This is a genomic window from Pseudomonas sp. NPDC098747, from assembly GCF_044760045.1.
GTDB lineage: Bacteria > Pseudomonadota > Gammaproteobacteria > Pseudomonadales > Pseudomonadaceae > Aquipseudomonas.
Map to the genome: position 1 here is coordinate 1 of NZ_JBIWAL010000068.1, position 20,654 is coordinate 20,654.

Below are 20,654 nucleotides of genomic sequence, written 5' to 3' on the forward strand. Positions count from 1 at the left end.
GTATCGACAAAGTCATGGAAAAATTCGGCTGGCCGATGGGCCCGGCATACCTGATGGACGTGGTCGGCATCGACACCGGTCACCACGGTCGTGACGTCATGGCTGAAGGCTTCCCGGATCGCATGAAAGATGACCGTCGTTCGGCCATCGACGTGCTTTACGAAGCCAAGCGTCTGGGTCAGAAGAACGGCAAGGGCTTCTACGCCTACGAGACCGACAAGAAGGGCAAGCAGAAGAAAGTTGCCGATCCGTCGGTACTCGAAGTGCTCAAGCCGATCGTTTACGAGCAGCGCGAAGTCACTGACGAAGACATCATCAACTGGATGATGATCCCGCTCTGCCTGGAAACCGTGCGTTGCCTGGAAGACGGCATTGTTGAGACCGCCGCCGAAGCCGACATGGGTTTGGTCTACGGTATCGGTTTCCCTCCATTCCGTGGCGGTGCGCTGCGCTACATCGATTCGATCGGTGTTGCCGAGTTCGTTGCCCTGGCTGACCAGTACGCTGATTTGGGCGCGCTGTACCACCCGACCGCGAAACTGCGTGAAATGGCCAAAACCGGCCAACGGTTCTTCGGTTAAGCGTCCCAACTTTTGAGCGAGAGTGAAATTTTATGAGCTTGAATCCAAGAGACGTCGTGATTGTCGACTTCGGTCGTACTCCGATGGGCCGCTCCAAGGGCGGCATGCACCGCAACACCCGCGCCGAAGATATGTCGGCGCACCTGATCAGCAAATTGCTGGAACGCAACGTCAAGGTTGATCCGAACGAAGTCGAAGACGTGATCTGGGGCTGCGTCAACCAGACCCTGGAGCAGGGCTGGAACATCGCGCGCATGGCGTCGCTGATGACCCAGATTCCGCACACGGCTGCCGGCCAGACGGTCAGCCGCCTGTGCGGCTCGTCGATGAGCGCGCTGCACACTGCTGCGCAAGCGATCATGACTGGCAACGGTGACGTGTTCGTCGTCGGCGGCGTCGAGCATATGGGCCACGTGAGCATGATGCACGGTGTCGATCCGAACCCGCACATGTCGCTGTACGCGGCGAAAGCCTCGGGCATGATGGGCCTGACTGCTGAAATGCTCGGCAAAATGCACGGCATCACTCGCGAACAGCAGGACGCCTTTGGCGTGCGCTCCCACCAGCTCGCCCACAAGGCGACTCTGGAAGGCAAGTTCAAAGACGAAATCATCCCGATGCAGGGTTATGACGAGAACGGTTTCCTGAAACTGTTCGACTACGACGAAACCATTCGTCCGGAAACCACCCTGGAAAGTCTGGCGGCCCTCAAGCCGGCCTTCAATCCAAAGGGCGGCACCGTGACGGCCGGTACTTCGTCGCAGATCACCGATGGTGCCTCGTGCATGATCGTGATGTCGGCGCAACGTGCGCAGGACCTCGGTATCCAGCCAATGGCGGTGATCCGTTCGATGGCAGTGGCGGGTGTGGATCCGGCAATCATGGGCTATGGTCCAGTTCCGGCAACACAAAAAGCCCTGAAGCGTGCGGGCCTTGGCATCAACGATATCGACTTCTTCGAGCTCAACGAAGCTTTCGCCGCACAGGCATTGCCAGTGCTGAAAGATCTGAAAGTGCTCGACAAGATGAACGAGAAGGTTAACCTGCACGGCGGCGCGATCGCCCTGGGTCACCCGTTCGGTTGCTCCGGTGCTCGGATTTCCGGCACTTTGCTGAACGTGATGAAGCAGAATAGCGGCACCTTCGGGGTGGCCACTATGTGCATTGGTCTCGGCCAAGGCATCTCAACCGTCTTCGAACGCGTATAAGCGTCTCGTCGATGGAAGCCGGGGCCAAGTGCCCCGGTTTTTGTTTTTGTGGATTTATTTTGTTTTTATTTTGAAAAAAATTGAGGGAGGGCCAAACCATGCCGATACAACCTGGGCTCTACCAGCATTACAAAGGTCCGCAGTACCGCGTTTTCAACGTCGCGCGGCATTCCGAGACCGAAGAAGAAGTGGTGTTCTACCAAGCCCTGTATGGCGATTACGGCTTTTGGGTACGTCCCCTGAGCATGTTTCTGGAGTCCGTCGAGGTTGACGGCGAGCAGGTCCCACGCTTTGCTTTGGTGCAAGCCGAACCGAGCCTGTTTTCCAAGGCATAAGGCGAGTGCGCGCAATACCCTGCGCTTGACCTCACCTTGTATCAACTATATATAGCGGTGCCGCGTCAGGCGCCAACCGCCTTTCACTTCTAGAATTCAGGAATTTTCTGATCCATGGGCAAATCGCTGGTCATTGTGGAATCCCCGGCTAAGGCCAAGACCATCAACAAGTATCTGGGCAACCAATACGTGGTGAAGTCGAGTATCGGCCATATCCGAGACCTGCCCACCAGCGGTTCGGCTAGCGCCAGCAAAGAGCCAGCCGCCAAGCGCGGCAAGGCTGCCGCAGGCGAAGGTCCGGTGCTCACGCCGAAGGAGAAAGCGCGCAAGCAGCTGGTCTCGCGTATGGGTGTCGATCCCGATCATGGCTGGAAAGCCAAGTACGAGATCCTCCCGGGCAAGGAAAAGGTCATCGAAGAGCTGCGCCGGCTTGCCAAAGATGCTGACACCATCTATCTCGCAACCGACTTGGATCGCGAGGGGGAAGCCATTGCATGGCACCTGCGCGAAGCCATCGGTGGTGATGACAGCCGCTACAAGCGCGTGGTGTTCAACGAAATTACCAAGAAGGCCATTCAGGAGGCCTTCTCCAAGCCGGGCGAACTGGACATTGATCGTGTCAACGCCCAGCAGGCGCGTCGCTTCCTCGACCGCGTTGTGGGTTACATGGTCTCGCCGCTGCTGTGGGCCAAGATCGCCCGTGGCCTGTCTGCCGGTCGTGTGCAATCGGTTGCCGTGAAGCTGGTGGTTGAGCGTGAGCGCGAAATTCGTGCATTCAACCCGGAAGAGTACTGGGAAGTGCATGCCGATCTCGGCAACACCAAAGGCTCGACCGTACGTTTCGAAGTAGCGCGTGAAAAGGGCGAAGCCTTCAAGCCGCTCAACGAAGCCCAGGCCATGGCTGCGCTGGAGAAGCTCAAGTCCTCCAGCTACAGCATCGTCAAGCGCGAAGACAAACCGACCAGCAGCAAGCCGTCGGCACCGTTCATCACGTCTACCCTGCAGCAGGCCGCGAGCAACCGCCTGGGATTCGGCGTGAAGAAAACCATGATGATGGCCCAGCGTCTGTACGAAGCCGGCTACATCACTTATATGCGTACCGATTCGACCAACCTCTCGGCAGACGCCGTGACGATGGCGCGTGCTTACATCGAAGACGAATTCGGCAAGAAGTATCTGCCGGAAACGCCGAACGTCTATAGCAGCAAGGAAGGTGCACAAGAGGCTCACGAAGCCATTCGTCCTTCCGACGCCAACACCATTCCGAGCAAGCTTGCGGGTATGGAGCGCGATGCCGAGCGTCTCTATGAGCTGATCTGGCGTCAATTCCTGGCTTGCCAGATGCTGCCGGCGCAATACCTGTCGACGACTGTCAGCGTCGGTGCTGGTGATTTCGAGTTGCGCGCCAAGGGCCGTATCCTGAAGTTTGACGGTTACACCCGCGTGATGCCGCAGATTGCCAAGCCTGGCGATGACGACGTTCTGCCCGATATGGCGCAGGGCGACGTGATGAAGCTGATCAAGCTTGATCCGACCCAGCACTTCACCAAACCGCCGGCGCGTTACTCGGAAGCCAGCCTGGTTAAAGAAATGGAAAAACGCGGCATCGGTCGTCCTTCGACTTACGCTGCGATCATTTCGACCATTCAGGATCGCGGTTACGTAACCCTGCATAACCGTCGTTTCTATTCGGAAAAGATGGGCGATATCGTTACCGAACGTCTGTCGGAGAGCTTCTCGAACCTCATGGACTACGGCTTCACCGCCGGCATGGAAGAGAACCTCGATGACGTGGCTCAGGGCGAGCGTGACTGGAAAAGCGTGCTGGACGAGTTCTACGGCGACTTCAAAAAGAAACTCGAAGTAGCCGAGAATCCGGAAAGCGGTATGCGTGCCAACCAGCCGGTCATGACCGACATTCCGTGCACCACTTGCGGCCGTCCGATGCAGATTCGTACCGCATCGACTGGCGTATTCCTCGGTTGCTCGGGCTACAGCCTGCCGCCGAAAGAGCGTTGCAAGGCCACCGTCAATCTGGTGCCCGGCGACGAGATCGCTGCGGACGACGAAGGTGAGTCGGAGTCGCTGGTGCTGCGTGGCAAGCATCGCTGCCCGATCTGCAGCACGGCGATGGACGCTTACCTGCTCGACGAGAAGCGCAAGCTGCACATCTGCGGTAACAACCCGGATTGCGCCGGCTACGAAATCGAAGAGGGCAGTTATCGGATCAAAGGCTACGAAGGTCCGAGCCTGGAATGCGACAAGTGCGGCAGCGAGATGCAGCTCAAGACCGGCCGTTTCGGCAAGTTCTTCGGCTGCACCAATGCAACCTGCAAAAACACCCGCAAACTGCTGAAGAGCGGTGACGCGGCGCCGCCGAAGATGGATCCGGTGAAGATGCCTGAGCTGAAATGCGAAAAGGTCAACGACACCTACATCCTGCGCGACGGTGCGTCCGGCTTGTTCCTGGCGGCCAGTCAGTTCCCGAAAAACCGCGAGACTCGTGCTCCGCTGGTGATCGAGATTGTGCCGCACAAGGACGAGATCGATCCGAAGTACCACTTCCTGTGCGAAGCGCCGAAGAAGGATCCTGATGGCCTGCCAGCGGTGATCCGCTACAGCCGCAAGACCAAGGAACAGTACGTGCAGACCGAAGTCGACGGCAAGCCAACCGGCTGGAAGGCGTACTTCGACGGTGGCAAGTGGACTGTTGAAGACAAGCGCTCTACCAAGGCCAAGGCTGAGTAAGCGTTAGCCGGATACTGAAAGGCCGCATGAGAACCCTCGGGTTTTCATGCGGCCTTTTTGTTTTGTGCTTGCGGTGTGATCAGTTGATCCACGACACTGTCCGATCTGTGTGAAGCAATTATTTCGTTGTGGAGGCTGCCGTCATGGCCCACGAACTCTATACCCGCACCAATCAGAAAATCTATTTTGCCGGCCTGTCGCTGGAAGCCTTGGCTCGAGCTGAAGAAGGGCGGGCGATGAATTCTCTGGCGCTGATTCAGGCCGGACGTGAATCGGCGTTGTTCCACCTCTATGGCGCGTTATTGGGGCTGTGCCATGAAATTGCCGGGTTCTATCGCCTGCCTCAGGCTAGCGCACCACGGGCCGAGATGCTGTTGACGCGTGAAGTGCTCGAGTCGATCGCGATTCCCGAACTGGCGGAAATGGTTGAGCTGGCAGGTAACCCGCAAACCTGGTTGGCTAAACTGCTGGCAGCGCATTCGGCGTTGTTCCAGCCGCCTCGCGTGCCACATAAGCCCAAGGGCGATGTGACACAGCCGTTGATTCAGGCCGTTAATCTGGATGAGGAAGAGGCGCTGCAAGAGTTGAGCCGAGAAGAACTTGAGAGTTGGCGGCAGAACCTCAAGAGCCTCGCTATTCGTTTTCGCGAGGGTTTGAATGAGTGCTGACGGTGATTGACACGGTGGCAATCTGAAACATGCTGCTGGTCAAGATCACGAGCGAAGCCTGAATGATGTCTATATAATGCCTGCCTTTCGTGGAGAACAGACCTATATGCCAACGTCCTTTCTAGAAATTGTCGAGTTACCCGACGGCCGAATCGAACTGCGCAGGGCTGAGGACGAGGGTTCTCTGGTGACTCTGGATTTCTCCGAGGACGCCAAGACATTCCTGCAAGGCCAGCACGTTGAAATCGCAAAAGCGATGTTGAGCGTTGGCGTGCAGATGGCAGGCCGAATGATCGAAGGTGAGTTTGATAAAGATGAGGGGTCGCGGGTTCTTCATTAATTCCCGACGGCTTTTGGTTTTTGTCACTACCGCTTCAGATCGGCTTCTCTATCCCTGGAGAAGCCCTGCGCTTCACACAGCGCGCGTAACCTGCAAATCAACCCAATCGAATGTTCAGACTCTGAGCGTCGCCCGTGCGTGCAGCGCTGATCAATTGCTGCCGTGAACTTGTGTTCAGCGGGTTGAGCCAGGTGACGACTGTGTGGCTGCGGCCCAGACGCAATGCTTCGCAAGCGAGTTGTTGGGCGCTTTGAGTGCCCCTCGGCTGCAACAGCAGAATGCGCTCTCGATTAAGGCCGGCATCGCGCAGCCATGTTTGGGTCAGGCTGGCGGGTGGCGCAATCAGCGTCAGCCAGCGTGCGTCCTGATCATCGCTCAGTTCACGAAGGATCGGTGCCAGCAGATTCAGGCAGTTCCCGGCGGCACCACGCAGTGACAGCTCACTGAATACTTCGGGTTCAGCATTCCAGGGGCGCTCGACCACGTCTTTCAGGATCGGCGCCATCGGTTGCGCCAGAAACGCTTCGAATAACGGCAGTTGTGTTTGCTGAGGTGTGTGTGGGAACTGCATAAAGCCTCCTTTAGCGGCGGATTACGCCGACACTCAAGCCTTCGATCACCAGTTCCTGATCTTTCAGGTCGACTTCGATAGGGGCGAACTCTGGGTTTTCGGCCATCAGCCAGACTTTGCTGCCTTCGCGCTTGAAGCGTTTGACGGTCACTTCATCGCCGATGCGAGCAACGACGACCTGGCCATTACGCGCTTCGCGGGTGGTGTGAACCGCCAGAAGGTCACCGTCGAAAATACCGATGTCCTTCATGCTCATGCCGTGCACGCGCAGCAGATAGTCTGCACGTGGGTGGAAGAATGCTGGATTGATATTGCAGGACTCTTCGATATGCTGCTGGGCGAGGATTGGCGCGCCGGCAGCCACCCGGCCGATGATCGGCAGGGTAGAGTCATCGGCCTTGGCTTCGAAGCCAGGGATGCGAATACCGCGAGAGGCACCAGGCGTCATCTCGATAGCGCCCTTTCGAGCCAGTGCCTTGAGATGCTCTTCCGCCGCGTTGGGCGACTTGAACCCCAGTTCCTGAGCGATTTCCGCGCGGGTTGGCGGATAGCCATTGTCTTCGAGGCAGCGTTTGATAAAGGCCAGAATCTCGGCTTGGCGTGGCGTCAGCTTTAGCATATTGATCGCTCTGTTTTTTTATACAGTGACTGGGATTATATACAGTGAAGCGGTCTTGGCAATGCCCGTTTTTTTGCAAGCCGCCAGACGGTCAATGGACGTGTTTATTAATGCGTCGTCCTTGTGTGGTTAAATAGCTGACTGACCATTCCCAAAACGAACCGACAGGCTTGACAAGACACAGGCTGAAACGTATGTTTCAAACAAGTGTTTGTCAGGCGGAGTAGCCATGGCCCAGTCGGAAACCGTTGAACGCATTCTTGATGCAGCAGAGCAGTTGTTCGCGGAGAAAGGTTTCGCGGAAACCTCATTGCGTTTGATCACCAGCAAGGCTTGCGTCAACCTGGCAGCGGTCAACTATCATTTCGGCTCCAAGAAAGCGCTGATTCAAGCGGTTTTCTCGCGCTTCCTCGGGCCGTTCTGCGCCAGCCTCGATAAAGAGCTGGAGCGCCGTCAGGCCAAACCTGAAAACAAGCCAACTCTCGAAGAGCTGCTGGAAATCCTCGTCGAACAAGCCCTCGTGGTTCAACCTCGTAGCGGTAACGACCTGTCGATCTTCATGCGTCTGCTCGGCCTCGCGTTCAGCCAGAGCCAGGGTCACCTGCGTCGTTACCTGGAAGACATGTACGGCAAGGTGTTCCGTCGCTACATGCTGCTGGTCAACGAAGCGGCGCCTAACATTCCACCGATCGAATTGTTCTGGCGCGTGCACTTCATGCTCGGCGCTGCCGCGTTCAGCATGTCCGGCATCAAGGCGTTGCGCGCGATTGCCGAGACCGATTTCGGCGTCAACACCTCCATCGAGCAGGTCATGCGCCTGATGGTGCCGTTCCTCGCGGCGGGCATGCGCGCCGATACCGGTGTCACCGACGCTGCCATGGCCACTGCGCAATTGCGCCCGCGCAGCAAATCAACGCCGGTGGCCGCCAAGGTTTAACCGCGCACGGGTGGGCGCGGCAGCTTGTATCCGCTAAGCTAGCCGCCCATGCCGACTCTCGTTCTGAATCCGTTCTCCATTGATATCGCCGACCTGCCGGGCACCGCCCTCGGTGGCGATTTCATGCGGATCGGGTTTTTCGTTTTCAAGGAATCTCTATGACTGCTGGCCTGCAAGGCTCGTTGATGGTGGACGTCGCCGGTACCTGGCTGACGGCTGAAGATCGCCAATTGTTGCGTCAGCCTGAAGTGGGCGGCCTGATCATTTTTGCCCGCAATATCGAGCATCCGCGCCAGGTGCGTGAACTCAGTGCGGCGATCCGTGCGATTCGCCCGGACTTGCTGCTGGCGGTGGATCAAGAGGGCGGTCGCGTGCAGCGTTTGCGTCAAGGCTTCGTGCGTCTGCCGGCCATGCGCGCCATCGCTGACAATCCGAATGCCGAATACCTGGCTGAGCAATGTGGCTGGATCATGGCTACCGAAGTGCTGGCCGTCGGCCTCGACCTGAGCTTCGCCCCGGTGCTGGATCTCGATTATCAGCGCAGCGCCGTGGTCGGCACTCGTTCGTTTGAAGGTAATCCCGAGCGCGCAGCGTTGCTCGCTGGTGCCTTTATTCGCGGCATGAACAGCGCCGGAATGGCCGCCACTGGCAAGCACTTCCCCGGCCACGGTTGGGCTGAAGCCGACTCCCACGTTGCTATCCCCAACGACGAGCGCAGTCTCGACGAGATCCGCGCCAACGACCTGGTGCCATTTGCCAAGCTGAGCAAACAACTGGCTGCAGTCATGCCGGCGCACGTTATCTATCCGCAAGTCGATTCGCAGCCCGCCGGCTTCTCTCGGCGCTGGTTGCAAGACATCCTGCGAGGCGAGTTGCAGTTCGATGGCGTGATCTTCAGTGACGATCTGTCGATGGCCGGCGCCCACGTGGTCGGCGACGCCGCCAGTCGTATCGAAGCCGCACTCTCTGCCGGGTGCGACATGGGCCTGGTCTGCAATGACCGCGCCGCTGCCGAATTGGCCCTGAGTGCTGCACAGCGCATGAAGGTCAAACCGTCTGCGCGTATCGCACGTATGAGCGGTCAGGCGTTTGCCAGCACCGACTACCGCCAGGATCCACGCTGGCTGCAAGCCCTCGGCGCACTCAAAGACGCTCAATTGATCGACTAAGGATTTTTCGTTATGACGGTTTACGCAATCATCGGTGGCACCGGCCTGACCCAGCTCGAGGGCTTGATCATTCGCCAGTCGCTGGCAGTGGACACGCCATATGGTGCGCCTTCGGCCGACGTGCAGATTGGCGAATACGCCGGCAAGGAAGTGCTGTTCCTCGCCCGTCACGGCCACCCGCATCGCTTTCCACCGCACAAGGTCAACTACCGCGCCAATCTTTGGGCATTGAAGCAGGCCGGTGCCGAGGCGATCATCGCGGTCAACGCCGTGGGCGGTATTCATCCTGCGATGGGCACCGGGCATTTCTGCGTGCCGCATCAAATTGTCGACTACACCAGCGGGCGCGAACACACCTTTTTCGCTGATGACCTGGAACAGGTCACTCACATCGATTTCAGTTTTCCCTACAGCGAACCGCTGCGCCAGCAATTGATTGCGGCGGTGGCTGCCGAAGGTTGCGAGTACAGCGATCAGGGTGTTTACGCCTGCACGCAGGGTCCGCGTCTGGAAACCGTGGCCGAGATCGTGCGTCTGGAGCGTGATGGCTGCGACATCGTCGGCATGACCGGTATGCCGGAAGCGGCGTTGGCGCGTGAGCTGGATCTGGATTACGCGTGTCTGGCGCTGGTGGTAAACCCGGCTGCGGGCAAGACCACTGAAGTGATCACCATGGCCGAGATCGAGCAGGCATTGCACGACGGCATGGGCAAGGTCAAATCGACCCTTGCGCGCGTGCTGGCCGGTTAAGGATTGCCTGTGAGCATTCTCATTGAGCGGCTCAAGTCGCTGGTATGGACCCAGGCATTCAATAGCAAGACGCTGGCCAAGGCTCGCGTTTATGCCGCCGATGACCGGGTAGAGATCATCGAGATCGATGACAGAAAGATCGAGGCGTTCTGCATCGGTTCGGAAAGTCAGGCGTATGAACAAAGCATTTACCTGTCCGAAGATCGGCTGGGTTCCGTCAACTTGCGTTGCTTGTGCAGCTGTCCTGTCGCGATCGACTGCAAGCACTGTGCGGCAGTGCTCTATCACCTGCAGGGCAGTGATCATGATGCGTCTGAAAGTGACGCACAGGCTCCCTTGGGTCGGGCGCTGGAGCATTGGCTTTCAACAATCCCCGTGCCGGCCAAGCCCGCCGAAGAAGGCGCGCAAACCGCAGGCACACGCCTGTATTACAAGCTCAAGCCGACGTCGGTGAGCGGCAAGTGGCTGCTCGATATTTTCAAGGTCTACCAGCTCAAGAGCGGCGAGTTACGCGAAGTCAAACCCATGTACTCGCTGGCGGAAATGCTCATGCGCCAGCCCGGCTACCTGTCCGAACTGGATTTGCGCGTCGCCAGGCTGTTGGTCGCCATGCACTCCCATCACGCCTATTACAGCGGTTATCCGCTGGAAGGCAGCAGTGGCGCTGAACTGCTGGAAATGCTCCTGCGCACCTCGCGGCTGTTCCTCGACTTCGAAGACCTGCGAGCGCTGGCGCCGGGCGCGAAACGCTCGGGCCAATTCGCCTGGGCCGAGCAGGCTGACGGCGGGTTCCGCGCGCAGTGGAGCAGTGCCGAAGCCGCGCAGGAAACGGTGCTGGCGCTGGAGCCGCTTTATTACCTTGATCGTGAACAGCGACAGGTTGGTCCGTTGTTCAATGAACTGGAAGAAAAACTGGCCTGTCATTTGACCCTGGCGCCCGACATTCCGGCGCGTCAGGCCATGCAGTTCAGCCATCGCATGAGCGCGGCGACCAGAATTGCGCCGCCACACAAGCTGACCGAACGAATCATCGATGATGTGTTTCCGCAGCCGCAACTGACCCTCGTCAGCGGTCGAGAACGCACACGCTGGGAATACGTGTTGGAGCACCGCGCCGCTTTGGTGTTTACCTACAACGGCCAGCCTGCGATTGATCGCAACCCGCAAGTAATGATCCTCCACGGCACCGAAACCCAGCGCATTCAACGCCAGCCTGCTGTGGAAAAGAAGCTGCGCCAGTTCCTGCAAAAGCACGGCTTCAAGAAAGCCACGCGCAAGAGCACGCTGGATCTTCCCGGTGAGATGTTTACGTTACCGGATGATTCCGCCTGGCTCGGGTTCATGCACGAAGGGCTTGGCGCACTGCGCGTCGAGAATTGGCAGATCGAGATCAGCCCGGACTTTCATTTCAACGTGCAGCCGGTAGAGCAGTGGTACGCCGAAGTCGAAGAAGAGGCCGGGCATCAATGGTTTGATCTGCAACTGGGCATCGTTGTCAACGGCGAGCGCTACAGCTTGTTACCGATCCTTTTGCATCTGTTGCGCACCCAGCCGCGCTTGCTCGACCCTGTCAATCTGGCGCAACGCAGCGATGACGAAAAACTGCTGATCGAACTCAAGCCCAGCGGTTTTGGCGATCCGGCGGGCGCCAAGGTCGCGCTGCCATTGAGTCGGGTCAAACCACTGATGGCCACGCTGGGCGAGCTGTACCTGGGCGGTCATCAGGGCGACGCACTGCGCTTGAGTGCTCCGGACGCTGCGCGCCTGAGTATGCTCGATGGCGTGCCGCTGGATTGGCAGGGCGGCGAACGCCTGCGCACCTTTGCCAAACGCCTGCAGAATTCCAGTCACACCCACGTCGCTGCGCCGGCCGGCCTTAACGCGCAACTGCGCCCGTATCAGCTCGAAGGCCTGAACTGGATGCAGACCCTGCGCGAGCTTGAAGTCGGCGGCATTCTGGGCGATGACATGGGGCTGGGCAAAACTCTGCAAACCCTGGCGCATTTGCTTACGGAAAAACACGCCGGGCGCCTCGATTGCCCGGCACTGGCGGTGATGCCGACCAGCCTGATTCCCAACTGGCTCGACGAGGCTGAGCGTTTCACCCCGCAGTTGAAAGTATTGGCGCTGCACGGCTCTGGGCGGCAAAAGGATTTCGCTGATCTGGCTGAGTACGATCTGGTGCTGACCACTTACGCGTTGCTGCCGAGGGATCTGGAGACCTTGCAGCCGCAGTTGTGGAGCGTGCTGATTCTCGACGAAGCGCAGAACATCAAGAACCCGCTCAGCAAAGCCGCGCAGGCCGCACGCGACTTGCAGGCCCGCCAGCGTTTGTGCCTGAGCGGCACGCCGATGGAAAACCATCTCGGCGAGCTGTGGTCGCAGTTTCATTTCCTCATGCCTGGTTGGCTGGGCGACAGCAAATCCTTCAATCGTGACTACCGCACGCCGATCGAGAAGCACGGCAATGTGCAGCGCATGCAGCACCTGACGGCGCGCATCAAGCCGTTTTTACTGCGACGCAAGAAAGATCAGGTCGCCACGGAGTTGCCGCCGAAAACTGAAATCATCCATTGGGTCGAACTCAGCGATGGCCAGCGCGACGTCTATGAGACGGTGCGTGTGGCGATGGACAAAAAGGTCCGCGACGAAATCGCCCGCAGTGGTGTGGGGCGAAGTCAGATCATCATCCTTGATGCGTTGCTCAAGTTGCGCCAGGTCTGTTGCGACCTGCGCCTGATCAACATGCCGCTGACAGAAAAGGCACTTCGTTCCGGCAGTGGCAAGTTGATCAGCCTGATGGAGATGCTCGAGGAGTTGCTCGGCGAAGGTCGCCGCATCCTGTTGTTTTCCCAGTTCACCTCGATGCTGGCGCTGATCGAGCAAGAGTTGCAGCAACGGGGCCTTGGTTACTCGCTGCTGACCGGTGAAACCACTGACCGGCGTACGCCGGTGAAGGATTTCCAGGGTGGGAAGGTGCCGCTGTTTCTGATCAGTTTGAAGGCCGGTGGTACGGGCTTGAACCTGACCGCTGCGGACACGGTCATCCACTTTGACCCGTGGTGGAACCCGGCGGTAGAAAACCAGGCCACCGATCGTGCGTATCGAATCGGACAAAATAACCCGGTGTTTGTCTACAAGCTGATTGCCCGTGGCACGGTAGAGGAAAAAATACAGGCGCTGCAACAGGAAAAAGCGGCGCTGGCAGACGCGGTGCTTGAGGGTGGAACCAAGGCTGGCTGGAAGCTGGAGCAGAGTGACATTGAGGCTCTGTTTGCGCCGCTGCCTGTGTCCAAGGCCTGATTGCCCAAGTCTGGGGCTAGTATCTGACGGCCCCATCGCTGGCAAGCCAGCTCCCACAGGTATCGAGTTGATTCACAATTTTGTGGGCGGCTCATAGCCCTGTGGGAGCTGGCTTGCCAGCGATGGCGGTTTAAGCGGCGCTAAACATTTCAGCGCTTTTCCAGCTTGTCCGGCAACGGCGCAAACAACGCTTCAATATCGTCATTCTGCAACTTCCAGTCCCCGGCCTTGCGCCCATCCAGCACGCCCGCTGCCAGATCAGACTTCTCTTTCTGCAAGTGCTGAATCTTCTCTTCCACCGTGCCCCGGGCAATCATCTTGTAGACGAACACGGGTTTCTCCTGGCCGATGCGGTACGCGCGATCGGTCGCCTGATTTTCGGTCGCCGGGTTCCACCACGGGTCGTAGTGAATCACCGTATCCGCTTCGGTCAGGTTCAAGCCAACACCACCGGCCTTCAGGCTGATCAAAAAGATCTGACGATTGCCGCTCTGGAATTCCTTCACCGGCGTGCGCCGATCGCGGGTCTGACCGGTCAGAAGGGCGTAGGAGATTTTACGTTTTTTCAGTTCGTCCTCGATCAGTGACAGCATCGAGGTGAACTGTGAAAACAGCAGAATCCGCCGACCTTCTTCGAACAACTCTTCGAGCATTTCCATCAGGCTGTCGAGCTTGCCGGAAGTGCTGCCACGGGCGGGCAGGGTGGCGCCGTTGACCAGACGCAAATCGCAGCAAACCTGACGCAGCTTGAGCAGCGCTTCAAGAATGATGATCTGGCTGCGCGCCACGCCTTTGCGGGTGATCTCGTCGCGGACTTTTTTGTCCATGGCCAGGCGCATGGTTTCGTACACGTCGCGCTGCGCTTCGTTGAGATCAACCCAATGGATGATTTCGGTCTTCGGTGGAAGCTCGGTGGCCACTTGTTCTTTGGTGCGGCGCAACAGAAACGGTTTTATCCGGCCATTCAGATGCTGAAGTCTGACTTCGCTGCCGCGTTTTTCGATCGGCACACGGTAATCGGCGTTGAAGCTTTTGACGTCGCCTAGCCAGCCCGGCAGCAGGAAATGGAACAGCGACCAAAGCTCGCCCAGGTGGTTTTCCAGCGGCGTACCGCTCAGACACAGGCGTTGACGAGCATTCAACTCGCGCGCCGCTTGCGCCGCTTTGCTGTTGGGGTTCTTGATGTACTGCGCCTCGTCCAGCACCAAGACATGCAGAGGCTGCTGTGCCAGACGTTCGATGTCCTTGGGCAGCAGCGCATAGGTGGTGAGGATCAGGTCGAAGTCAGCCAGATTGTCGAAGTGCTTTTTGCGACTGGCACCATAAAGCGCGAGCACTTTCAGTTGCGGCGTGAAATGCGCCGCCTCATCGAGCCAGTTCGGGATCAGGCTGGTCGGCATCACAACCATGCATGGACGGTCCAGGCGCCCGGCGATTTTCTCGCTGAGAATATGCGCCAGGGTCTGTAGGGTTTTGCCCAAACCCATGTCATCCGCGAGTATCCCGCCGACTTCCAGTTGCCGCAGCGACTGCATCCAGCTCAAGCCTTCGAGTTGGTACGGACGCAATGTCGCGTTCAGGCCTTCGGGGGCCTCGATGCTGAAATCACGAATGTCGCGCAGGCGTTGAGCAAACGTGCGGATCTGCTCGCCGCCCTCCCACAGCAGAGGGAGGCCCTCCAGCGAATTAAGGCGCGTGGCGTCAGCCTTGCTCAGGCGCAGGGTGGTTTCGCCCGGTTCCTGCAAATAAAACTCGCCGAGTGTGGCCAGCACCGGTTTCAACCGGCCCAGCGGCAACGCCACCTGCAATGGCCCATGCTCGAGGTTGCGCTGTGGAATGTTGACCAGAATCAGTTCGTCATCACGGCGCCGCGCGAGGCGCTCCGGGTTGAGGATTTCCGCGTGCGAGCGCATCAGGTTGAGCAGTATGGGCAGCAAACTGAGGCGCTCACCGTTGACGATGATGCCCAGCTCCAGATCAAACCAGTCGCGCTCCGGCGCCTGCTCAACCGTGGCGTACCAGTCATCCACGGCGGTCAGGTCAAAGCCGAACTCTTCGTCGATCTGCAATTCCCAGCCCTGAGTGCGCAGCTTCGGCAGTTCGTTGAGGGTAAAGGTCAGCCAGGCGCTGTCATTGACCATTTCGAACAGCTCGCCGGCACTTTCCGGCAGGGCTTTGCTCTGGCGGGTGGCGATACGAAAGCCGAGGATGCGTAACTGTTCCCGGTAGGACTGTTCGACTTCCGGGTGGCGTTTTATCCGTAACGTCTGGGTTTCCTGGCGGATCAGGATGTCGCTGTTTTTCTGCCCGCTGACGTATTCGTCCAGATAGCTGAACGACAACGCCGCGCGATGCTGAATGTAGCGCTGCATCTTGCCGTTGCGCGGTTCAAACGCACTGAACTCGACGCTCGCCAGCCACAAGCGTGGGAGCGGCTGCACGTTGTCCACCAGCACTTGCGGGGGCGCCTTCGGGCCACGGTTTTCCAGCACGGCCTGGAGTTTTTCCAGCAGTTCGGCGTCTTTTGCAGCAGCGGGGTATTCGAGGGTTTCCTGGATTTTCAGCAGCACCGCTGCGCAATGCTTGCAGTTGCTGCGAACCGGGCAGGTGCACGCGGCGTCGACCAGCAGCAAAGTGCCTTTGGCTGACTCGCGCAGGTGAATCGTCTGACGGTAGACGTTACCGCCAGAGCCTTCGCAACTGGCGGTGATGGTCGCATCGCCGACCTGGGCGATGCGTACCCGGTTTTCCAGGGCATAGCGGCGACCACGCTCCAGGCTCTGTTCCTTGAATCGGCTGACCCAGGAGGGTGCCAACGGTTTACTCAGGGGCGGGGACATAAGGACTTCGATCAGTCCGGAACGACTTCAGGCGCTTCCCGTGGCGCAGGTGCGGTCAGGGAAGTGATCTTGATCAGCAGGGCCAGATGGCCGTTGTCGAGGTAATTGAGCTGGCCGTTTTTAGTGTGGCTGTCCTGCTTCAGGCGCTCACTGGCGGTGACCAGGCCATTGGCGTCGATCTGATTGACCCAGAAATCGGCAGCCACGTCGGTGAAGCGCCCGAGTTTCATCTCAAGCGTACCCTCGATCGGGAACTGACCGAATTGCTCGTTGCCTTCGCTGACCGCGACTTTTGCCGGCGATTCACCAAGGGTCTGCTGCCAGGCCTTGTGCATCAGCACGCTGTACTCGCCGCTGGCGGTGAGTTTGCTGACAACGTCATTCAGCGCCGGCGTACGTTTGCTGTCGTCGCCCAAACGCTGGGCGCCAGCGGCCCAGTCTTCCGGTGCGGCGCGGCTGACAATCGCCGGCACAGCGTTCTGGCGCACCAGAATCATTTCGACCTGATACAGGTCATCGGCAAACGCCGAAGGTGCTAATACTGTTATCAAGATCGAGGTGAATAGCAAAGTCAGTGAGCGAAACAGGCGCATGCGGCGTCCTTCAAGCAGTTTTCGGGATGAGGCGCTCGAACAGCGCCTCCACAGTATTAAAGCGCTCTTCCGGGCGCTCCATCGGCACCTGGAATTTGAACATCGTGGCGCCTTCGAATTTGTAGCGTTTTGGCTGGCTCTGAATCAGTTTGATCAGGGTCATCGGATCGACCGGCGTCTGCGCGGCGAACTCGATGCGTCCGCCTTGCGGGCCGCCATCGACCTTCTTGATGCCCAACTGTTCGGCCTGCAACTTCAGGGCCGTGATGCGCACCAGATTCTTGGTCGGCTCCGGCAGCAGGCCGAAGCGATCGATCATTTCGACTTGCAGATCCTTCAAGCCGTCCTCGTCGGTAGCCGAGGCGATGCGCTTGTACAGGATCAGGCGGGCGTGGACGTCCGGCAGATAGCTTTCCGGTATCAGTGCCGGCACTCGCAGATTGACTTCCGGGCCACCGCCGAGCGGTTGATCGAGGTTCGGTTGCTCGCCCTTGCGGATCGATTTCACCGCGCGCTCAAGCATTTCCATGTACAGCGTGAAACCCACGGCTTGAATCTGCCCGCTCTGGCCATCGCCGAGCAATTCGCCGGCGCCACGGATTTCCAGGTCGTTGGTGGCCAGCACAAAACCGGCACCAAGATCCTGAGTATTGGCGATCGCCTCCAGACGCTTTTCCGCGTCCGCAGTGATCTGCTGGCGCGGCGGCGTCAGCAGGTAGGCGTAAGCCTGGTGGTGACTGCGCCCGACGCGCCCGCGCAACTGGTGCAGTTGCGCCAGACCGAACTTGTCGGCGCGCTCGATGATGATGGTGTTGGCGCTCGGCACGTCGATGCCGGTCTCGATGATGGTCGAGGCGATCAGCACGTTGAAACGCTTGTGATAAAAGTCGCTCATCACTTGTTCGAGATCGCGTTCGCGCATCTGTCCGTGGCCGATACCGATCCGTGCTTCCGGTACCAACTCGGCGAGATCGGCGGCGCACTTCTCGATGGTCTTCACGTCGTTGTGCAGGTAATACACCTGGCCGCCACGCAGCAGTTCGCGGAGCAGGGCCTCTTTGACCGTGCTCTTGTTCTGCTCCATGACGAAGGTACGCACCGACAGACGTCGCGCGGGCGGTGTGGCAATGATCGACAGGTCACGCATGCCCGACACCGCCATGTTCAGCGTGCGCGGAATCGGCGTGGCCGTCAGGGTCAGAATGTCGACTTCGCTGCGCAGGGCCTTGAGCTGTTCTTTCTGGCGCACACCGAAACGGTGCTCTTCGTCGATGATCACCAGCCCGAGATTCTTGATCTTCACGTCGTCGGACAGCAGCTTGTGCGTGCCGATGACGATGTCGATCTTGCCTTCGGCCAGATCGGCAATCGCCGCATTCACTTCCTTGGCGGATTTGAAGCGGCTCATCACTTCCACGCTCACCGGCCAGTCGGCGAAGCGGTCGCGGAAACTGTTGTAGTGCTGCTGGGCGAGCAAAGTGGTTGGCACCAGAATTGCCACCTGGCGGCCGCCGTGCACCGCGATGAACGCCGCGCGCATGGCCACTTCGGTCTTGCCGAAACCAACGTCGCCGCAGACCAGACGATCCATCGGTTTCGGCGCGAGCATGTCGGCGCGCACCGCTTCGATGGTGGTTTGCTGATCGGGCGTTTCTTCGAACGGGAAACCGGCGCTGAACGTCGCGTAATCGGCTTTCGGATCGGCGAACGCATAACCTTCGCGAGCGGCGCGACGGGCATAGATGTCGAGCAATTCAGCGGCAACGTCGCGCACCTGTTCGGCCGCTTTGCGTTTGGCTTTCTGCCAGGTCTCGGAGCCGAGACGGTGCAACGGGGCCAGCGCATCGTCGCTACCGGTATAGCGGGCGATCAAATGCAGGTTGGCCACCGGCACGTAGAGCTTGGCGTTCTCGGCGTACTCGAGGGTAAGGAATTCGGCAGCCTGATCGTCGATTTCCAGAATGGTCAGGCCCAGATAACGGCCGACACCGTGGTCGATGTGCACCACAGGCGCGCCTTCGCGCAGCTCGGTGAGGTTCTTGATCACCGCATCGTGGTTGCCGTCGGCGCGCTTCTCGCGACGACGCCGCTGCATGACTCGCTGACCGAACAATGGGCTTTCCGCGACCAATGCCAGCGCCGGGTCGTCGAGCATCAGGCCTTCGTCGAGCGGTGCAATGGTGATCGCCAGGCGATCCTTGCTCGCGACGAAATCCGGCCAACTGTCGACGGTTTTCGGGCGCAGCTTCAGGCGTTCGAGCAACTCCAGCAGCACTTCGCGACGGCCCGCCGATTCGGCCGTGAACAGCACGCGTCCCGGGAATTCATCAAGGAAACCTGCCAACGCTGCCAGCGGTTGTGTCGCCTTGGCTTCGATCGCCAGATTCGGCAGCGCTTGTGCCGGAAAGCGCTCGCGACCGGCGCCGGCTTCCACGTCCTGCTGGCTAGCAACCACGCGTGGCCAACTCTTCAGGCGGGCAAAGCAGTCTTCCACCGGCAGGAACAATTCCGCCGGTGGCAATAAAGGACGAGCAGGATCGACGCGGCGCTCTTCATAACGATTGCGTACGTCATTCCAGAAGTTTTCCGCTGCTTGCTCGATGCCCGGCAGCGAGAACACTTGCGTGTCCTGGGGCAGGTAATCGAACAGGGTCGAGGTTTCGTCGAAGAACAGCGGCAAGTAGTACTCGATACCGGCCGGTGTGATGCCGCTGCTCAAATCCTGAAAGATCGGGCAGCGCCGGAAATCAACATCAAAGCGTTCGCGGAACCGCGCCTTGAAGCGCGTGACCGCGTCTTTTTGCAGCGGGAACTCGCGGGCCGGCAGCAGCTTGACCGAATCGACCTTGTCGATGGAGCGCTGGTTTTCCGGGTCGAAGGTGCGCAGGGTTTCGATTTCGTCGTCGAACAGGTCGATGCGATAGGGCAGTTTGCTGCCCATCGGGAACAGGTCGATCAACGCGCCACGCACGGTGAATTCGCCGTGCTCGTAGACAGTGTCTACATAGCGATAGCCGCTGGCTTCAAGTCGCGAGCGCATTTGCTCGACGTCGAGCTTCTGGCCGACATCCAGCACCAGGCTGCTGCCGAGCAGGAACTTGGTCGGCGCCAGACGATGCAGAGCCGTGGTGATCGGCACCACCAGCACGCCATGCGCCAGCTCCGGCAACCTATATAGGGCGGCAATGCGCTGGGAAATGATGTCCTGATGCGGCGAGAACAGATCGTAGGGCAGAGTTTCCCAGTCGGGGAAATGCAGAACGGGCAAATCCGGGGCGAAGAAACTCAGCTCCTGTTCCAGCCGTTCGGCACTTTGGCTGTCGGCGGTCAGTAGCAGGGTGAAGCGCTTGGCAGCGCTGGCAGCCTCGGCAATCGCCAGGCTGAGGGCGGCACCGGGCAAATTGCCCCAATGCTGTTTACCTGCTTCGGCAGGGAGTTGCGGTAGACGCAGAACAGGCACGGAAGGTTGAGCTCCAGGCGTTGCGACAAAGTCGGTAATTGTAGCGGCGTCCGATGCTGCCTGTCAGTTGCAGACTGTGTCTATCTTCGATGTTTGGGTGAAATGTAGTGGTAACCATAAAAAGCAGCACTTTTTTAGCGGTTATGTAGTGCCGAAAGCGGGTGGTGTTTCGGAGGGTTACGGACATCGTCTAACAGTCGTCGAAAAATTGACTCTGCTGGAGGCCGCGTATTTACTGGGCTGGCGAGGGGCGTAATTTTTTTGAACGAAATTTTGTTACTGATTGCGCGACAAGCGCGCATTGCTACGAGAGGTTCTGGGCGGCATAATGTAGCCCCTTTTTTCTGCCCCTACATGTGGAAGGTTACCGTGACTCAGAAGCCCGACCAGTGTCTTGGTGAATGGATCGACCGTGAAGCACTCGCAGAAGCGATGATCCCGCTTATCGGTCTTATCTAAAGGAATTAGTAAGTGGTTAGTTTTTTGTATGTGTGTTTTTTTTTGTTTATTTCTGTGTTGTCGATTTTTAATT

At 58.8% G+C, this 20,654-nt stretch carries 15 protein-coding genes and 1 pseudogene; 11 read left to right on the forward strand and 5 right to left on the reverse strand.

Annotated elements, in window-relative coordinates; all coding sequences use genetic code 11:
- The 6 genes from ACIQVE_RS26085 to ACIQVE_RS26110 all read left to right on the forward strand — a co-directional run.
- The coding region (locus ACIQVE_RS26085) for a 3-hydroxyacyl-CoA dehydrogenase family protein (protein WP_402814053.1) at positions 1 to 581 on the forward strand (581 nt) is incomplete at its 5' end.
- Between the two features lie 32 nt (positions 582 to 613).
- On the forward strand, positions 614 to 1,789 hold the full coding sequence (fadA, locus tag ACIQVE_RS26090; RefSeq protein WP_042560170.1) for an acetyl-CoA C-acyltransferase FadA: 1,176 nt from the start codon (positions 614 to 616) through the stop codon (positions 1,787 to 1,789).
- 98 nt (positions 1,790 to 1,887) lie between these two features.
- The gene (locus ACIQVE_RS26095; RefSeq protein ID WP_042560169.1) at positions 1,888 to 2,124 is read left to right on the forward strand and encodes a DUF1653 domain-containing protein; all 237 of its coding nucleotides are present in this window, start codon (positions 1,888 to 1,890) and stop codon (positions 2,122 to 2,124) included.
- Between the two features lie 114 nt (positions 2,125 to 2,238).
- A complete protein-coding gene (gene topA / locus ACIQVE_RS26100; protein WP_402814056.1) occupies positions 2,239 to 4,872 on the forward strand; it encodes a type I DNA topoisomerase in 2,634 nt (877 codons plus the stop codon).
- A 143-nt stretch (positions 4,873 to 5,015) separates the two neighbouring features.
- Entirely contained in the window at positions 5,016 to 5,540 is a 525-nt protein-coding gene (locus ACIQVE_RS26105) for a DUF6586 family protein (protein WP_402814059.1), read from the forward strand.
- A gap of 106 nt (positions 5,541 to 5,646) precedes the next feature.
- Complete coding sequence (locus ACIQVE_RS26110; protein WP_150592597.1) at positions 5,647 to 5,880, forward strand: hypothetical protein; 234 nt, start codon at positions 5,647 to 5,649, stop codon at positions 5,878 to 5,880.
- A gap of 97 nt (positions 5,881 to 5,977) precedes the next feature.
- On the opposite strand, the gene sulA is transcribed toward ACIQVE_RS26110, so the two are convergent.
- A complete protein-coding gene (gene sulA, locus ACIQVE_RS26115; RefSeq protein ID WP_402814062.1) occupies positions 5,978 to 6,451 on the reverse strand; it encodes an SOS-induced cell division inhibitor SulA in 474 nt (157 codons plus the stop codon).
- A 10-nt stretch (positions 6,452 to 6,461) separates the two neighbouring features.
- Positions 6,462 to 7,070, reverse strand: a complete 609-nt coding sequence (gene lexA, locus ACIQVE_RS26120) for a transcriptional repressor LexA (protein WP_042560165.1) — start codon at positions 7,068 to 7,070, stop codon at positions 6,462 to 6,464.
- A gap of 229 nt (positions 7,071 to 7,299) precedes the next feature.
- Between lexA and ACIQVE_RS26125 the strand changes: the two genes are divergently transcribed.
- The 4 genes from ACIQVE_RS26125 to ACIQVE_RS26140 all read left to right on the forward strand — a co-directional run bounded on the left by ACIQVE_RS26125 (position 7,300) and on the right by ACIQVE_RS26140 (position 13,229).
- On the forward strand, positions 7,300 to 8,007 hold the full coding sequence (locus tag ACIQVE_RS26125; protein ID WP_042560164.1) for a TetR/AcrR family transcriptional regulator: 708 nt from the start codon (positions 7,300 to 7,302) through the stop codon (positions 8,005 to 8,007).
- A 158-nt stretch (positions 8,008 to 8,165) separates the two neighbouring features.
- The gene (gene nagZ, locus ACIQVE_RS26130; RefSeq protein WP_402814066.1) at positions 8,166 to 9,176 is read left to right on the forward strand and encodes a beta-N-acetylhexosaminidase; all 1,011 of its coding nucleotides are present in this window, start codon (positions 8,166 to 8,168) and stop codon (positions 9,174 to 9,176) included.
- 12 nt (positions 9,177 to 9,188) lie between these two features.
- A complete protein-coding gene (locus tag ACIQVE_RS26135) occupies positions 9,189 to 9,926 on the forward strand; it encodes an S-methyl-5'-thioinosine phosphorylase (protein ID WP_402814069.1) in 738 nt (245 codons plus the stop codon).
- A 9-nt stretch (positions 9,927 to 9,935) separates the two neighbouring features.
- Positions 9,936 to 13,229 carry an SNF2-related protein gene (locus ACIQVE_RS26140; RefSeq protein WP_402814072.1) on the forward strand — a complete coding sequence of 1,098 codons (3,294 nt, stop codon included), beginning with the start codon at positions 9,936 to 9,938 and terminating at the stop codon, positions 13,227 to 13,229.
- Between the two features lie 149 nt (positions 13,230 to 13,378).
- Here the strand turns inward: ACIQVE_RS26140 and ACIQVE_RS26145 are convergent, their stop codons facing one another.
- The 3 genes from ACIQVE_RS26145 to mfd are packed head-to-tail and all read right to left on the reverse strand — an operon-like array spanning position 13,379 to position 20,122.
- Positions 13,379 to 16,069: a DEAD/DEAH box helicase gene (locus ACIQVE_RS26145; protein WP_402814075.1), complete on the reverse strand. Its 2,691-nt coding sequence runs from the start codon at positions 16,067 to 16,069 to the stop codon at positions 13,379 to 13,381.
- An 11-nt stretch (positions 16,070 to 16,080) separates the two neighbouring features.
- On the reverse strand, positions 16,081 to 16,662 hold the full coding sequence (locus ACIQVE_RS26150) for a CsiV family protein (protein WP_402814077.1): 582 nt from the start codon (positions 16,660 to 16,662) through the stop codon (positions 16,081 to 16,083).
- A 10-nt stretch (positions 16,663 to 16,672) separates the two neighbouring features.
- On the reverse strand, positions 16,673 to 20,122 hold the full coding sequence (gene mfd, locus ACIQVE_RS26155) for a transcription-repair coupling factor (protein WP_402814080.1): 3,450 nt from the start codon (positions 20,120 to 20,122) through the stop codon (positions 16,673 to 16,675).
- A 354-nt stretch (positions 20,123 to 20,476) separates the two neighbouring features.
- Here mfd and ACIQVE_RS26160 point away from each other — a divergent pair.
- Positions 20,477 to 20,582: pseudogene (locus ACIQVE_RS26160) on the forward strand (glyceraldehyde-3-phosphate dehydrogenase); the annotation flags it as partial.
- Positions 20,583 to 20,654: the final 72 nt, after the last annotated feature.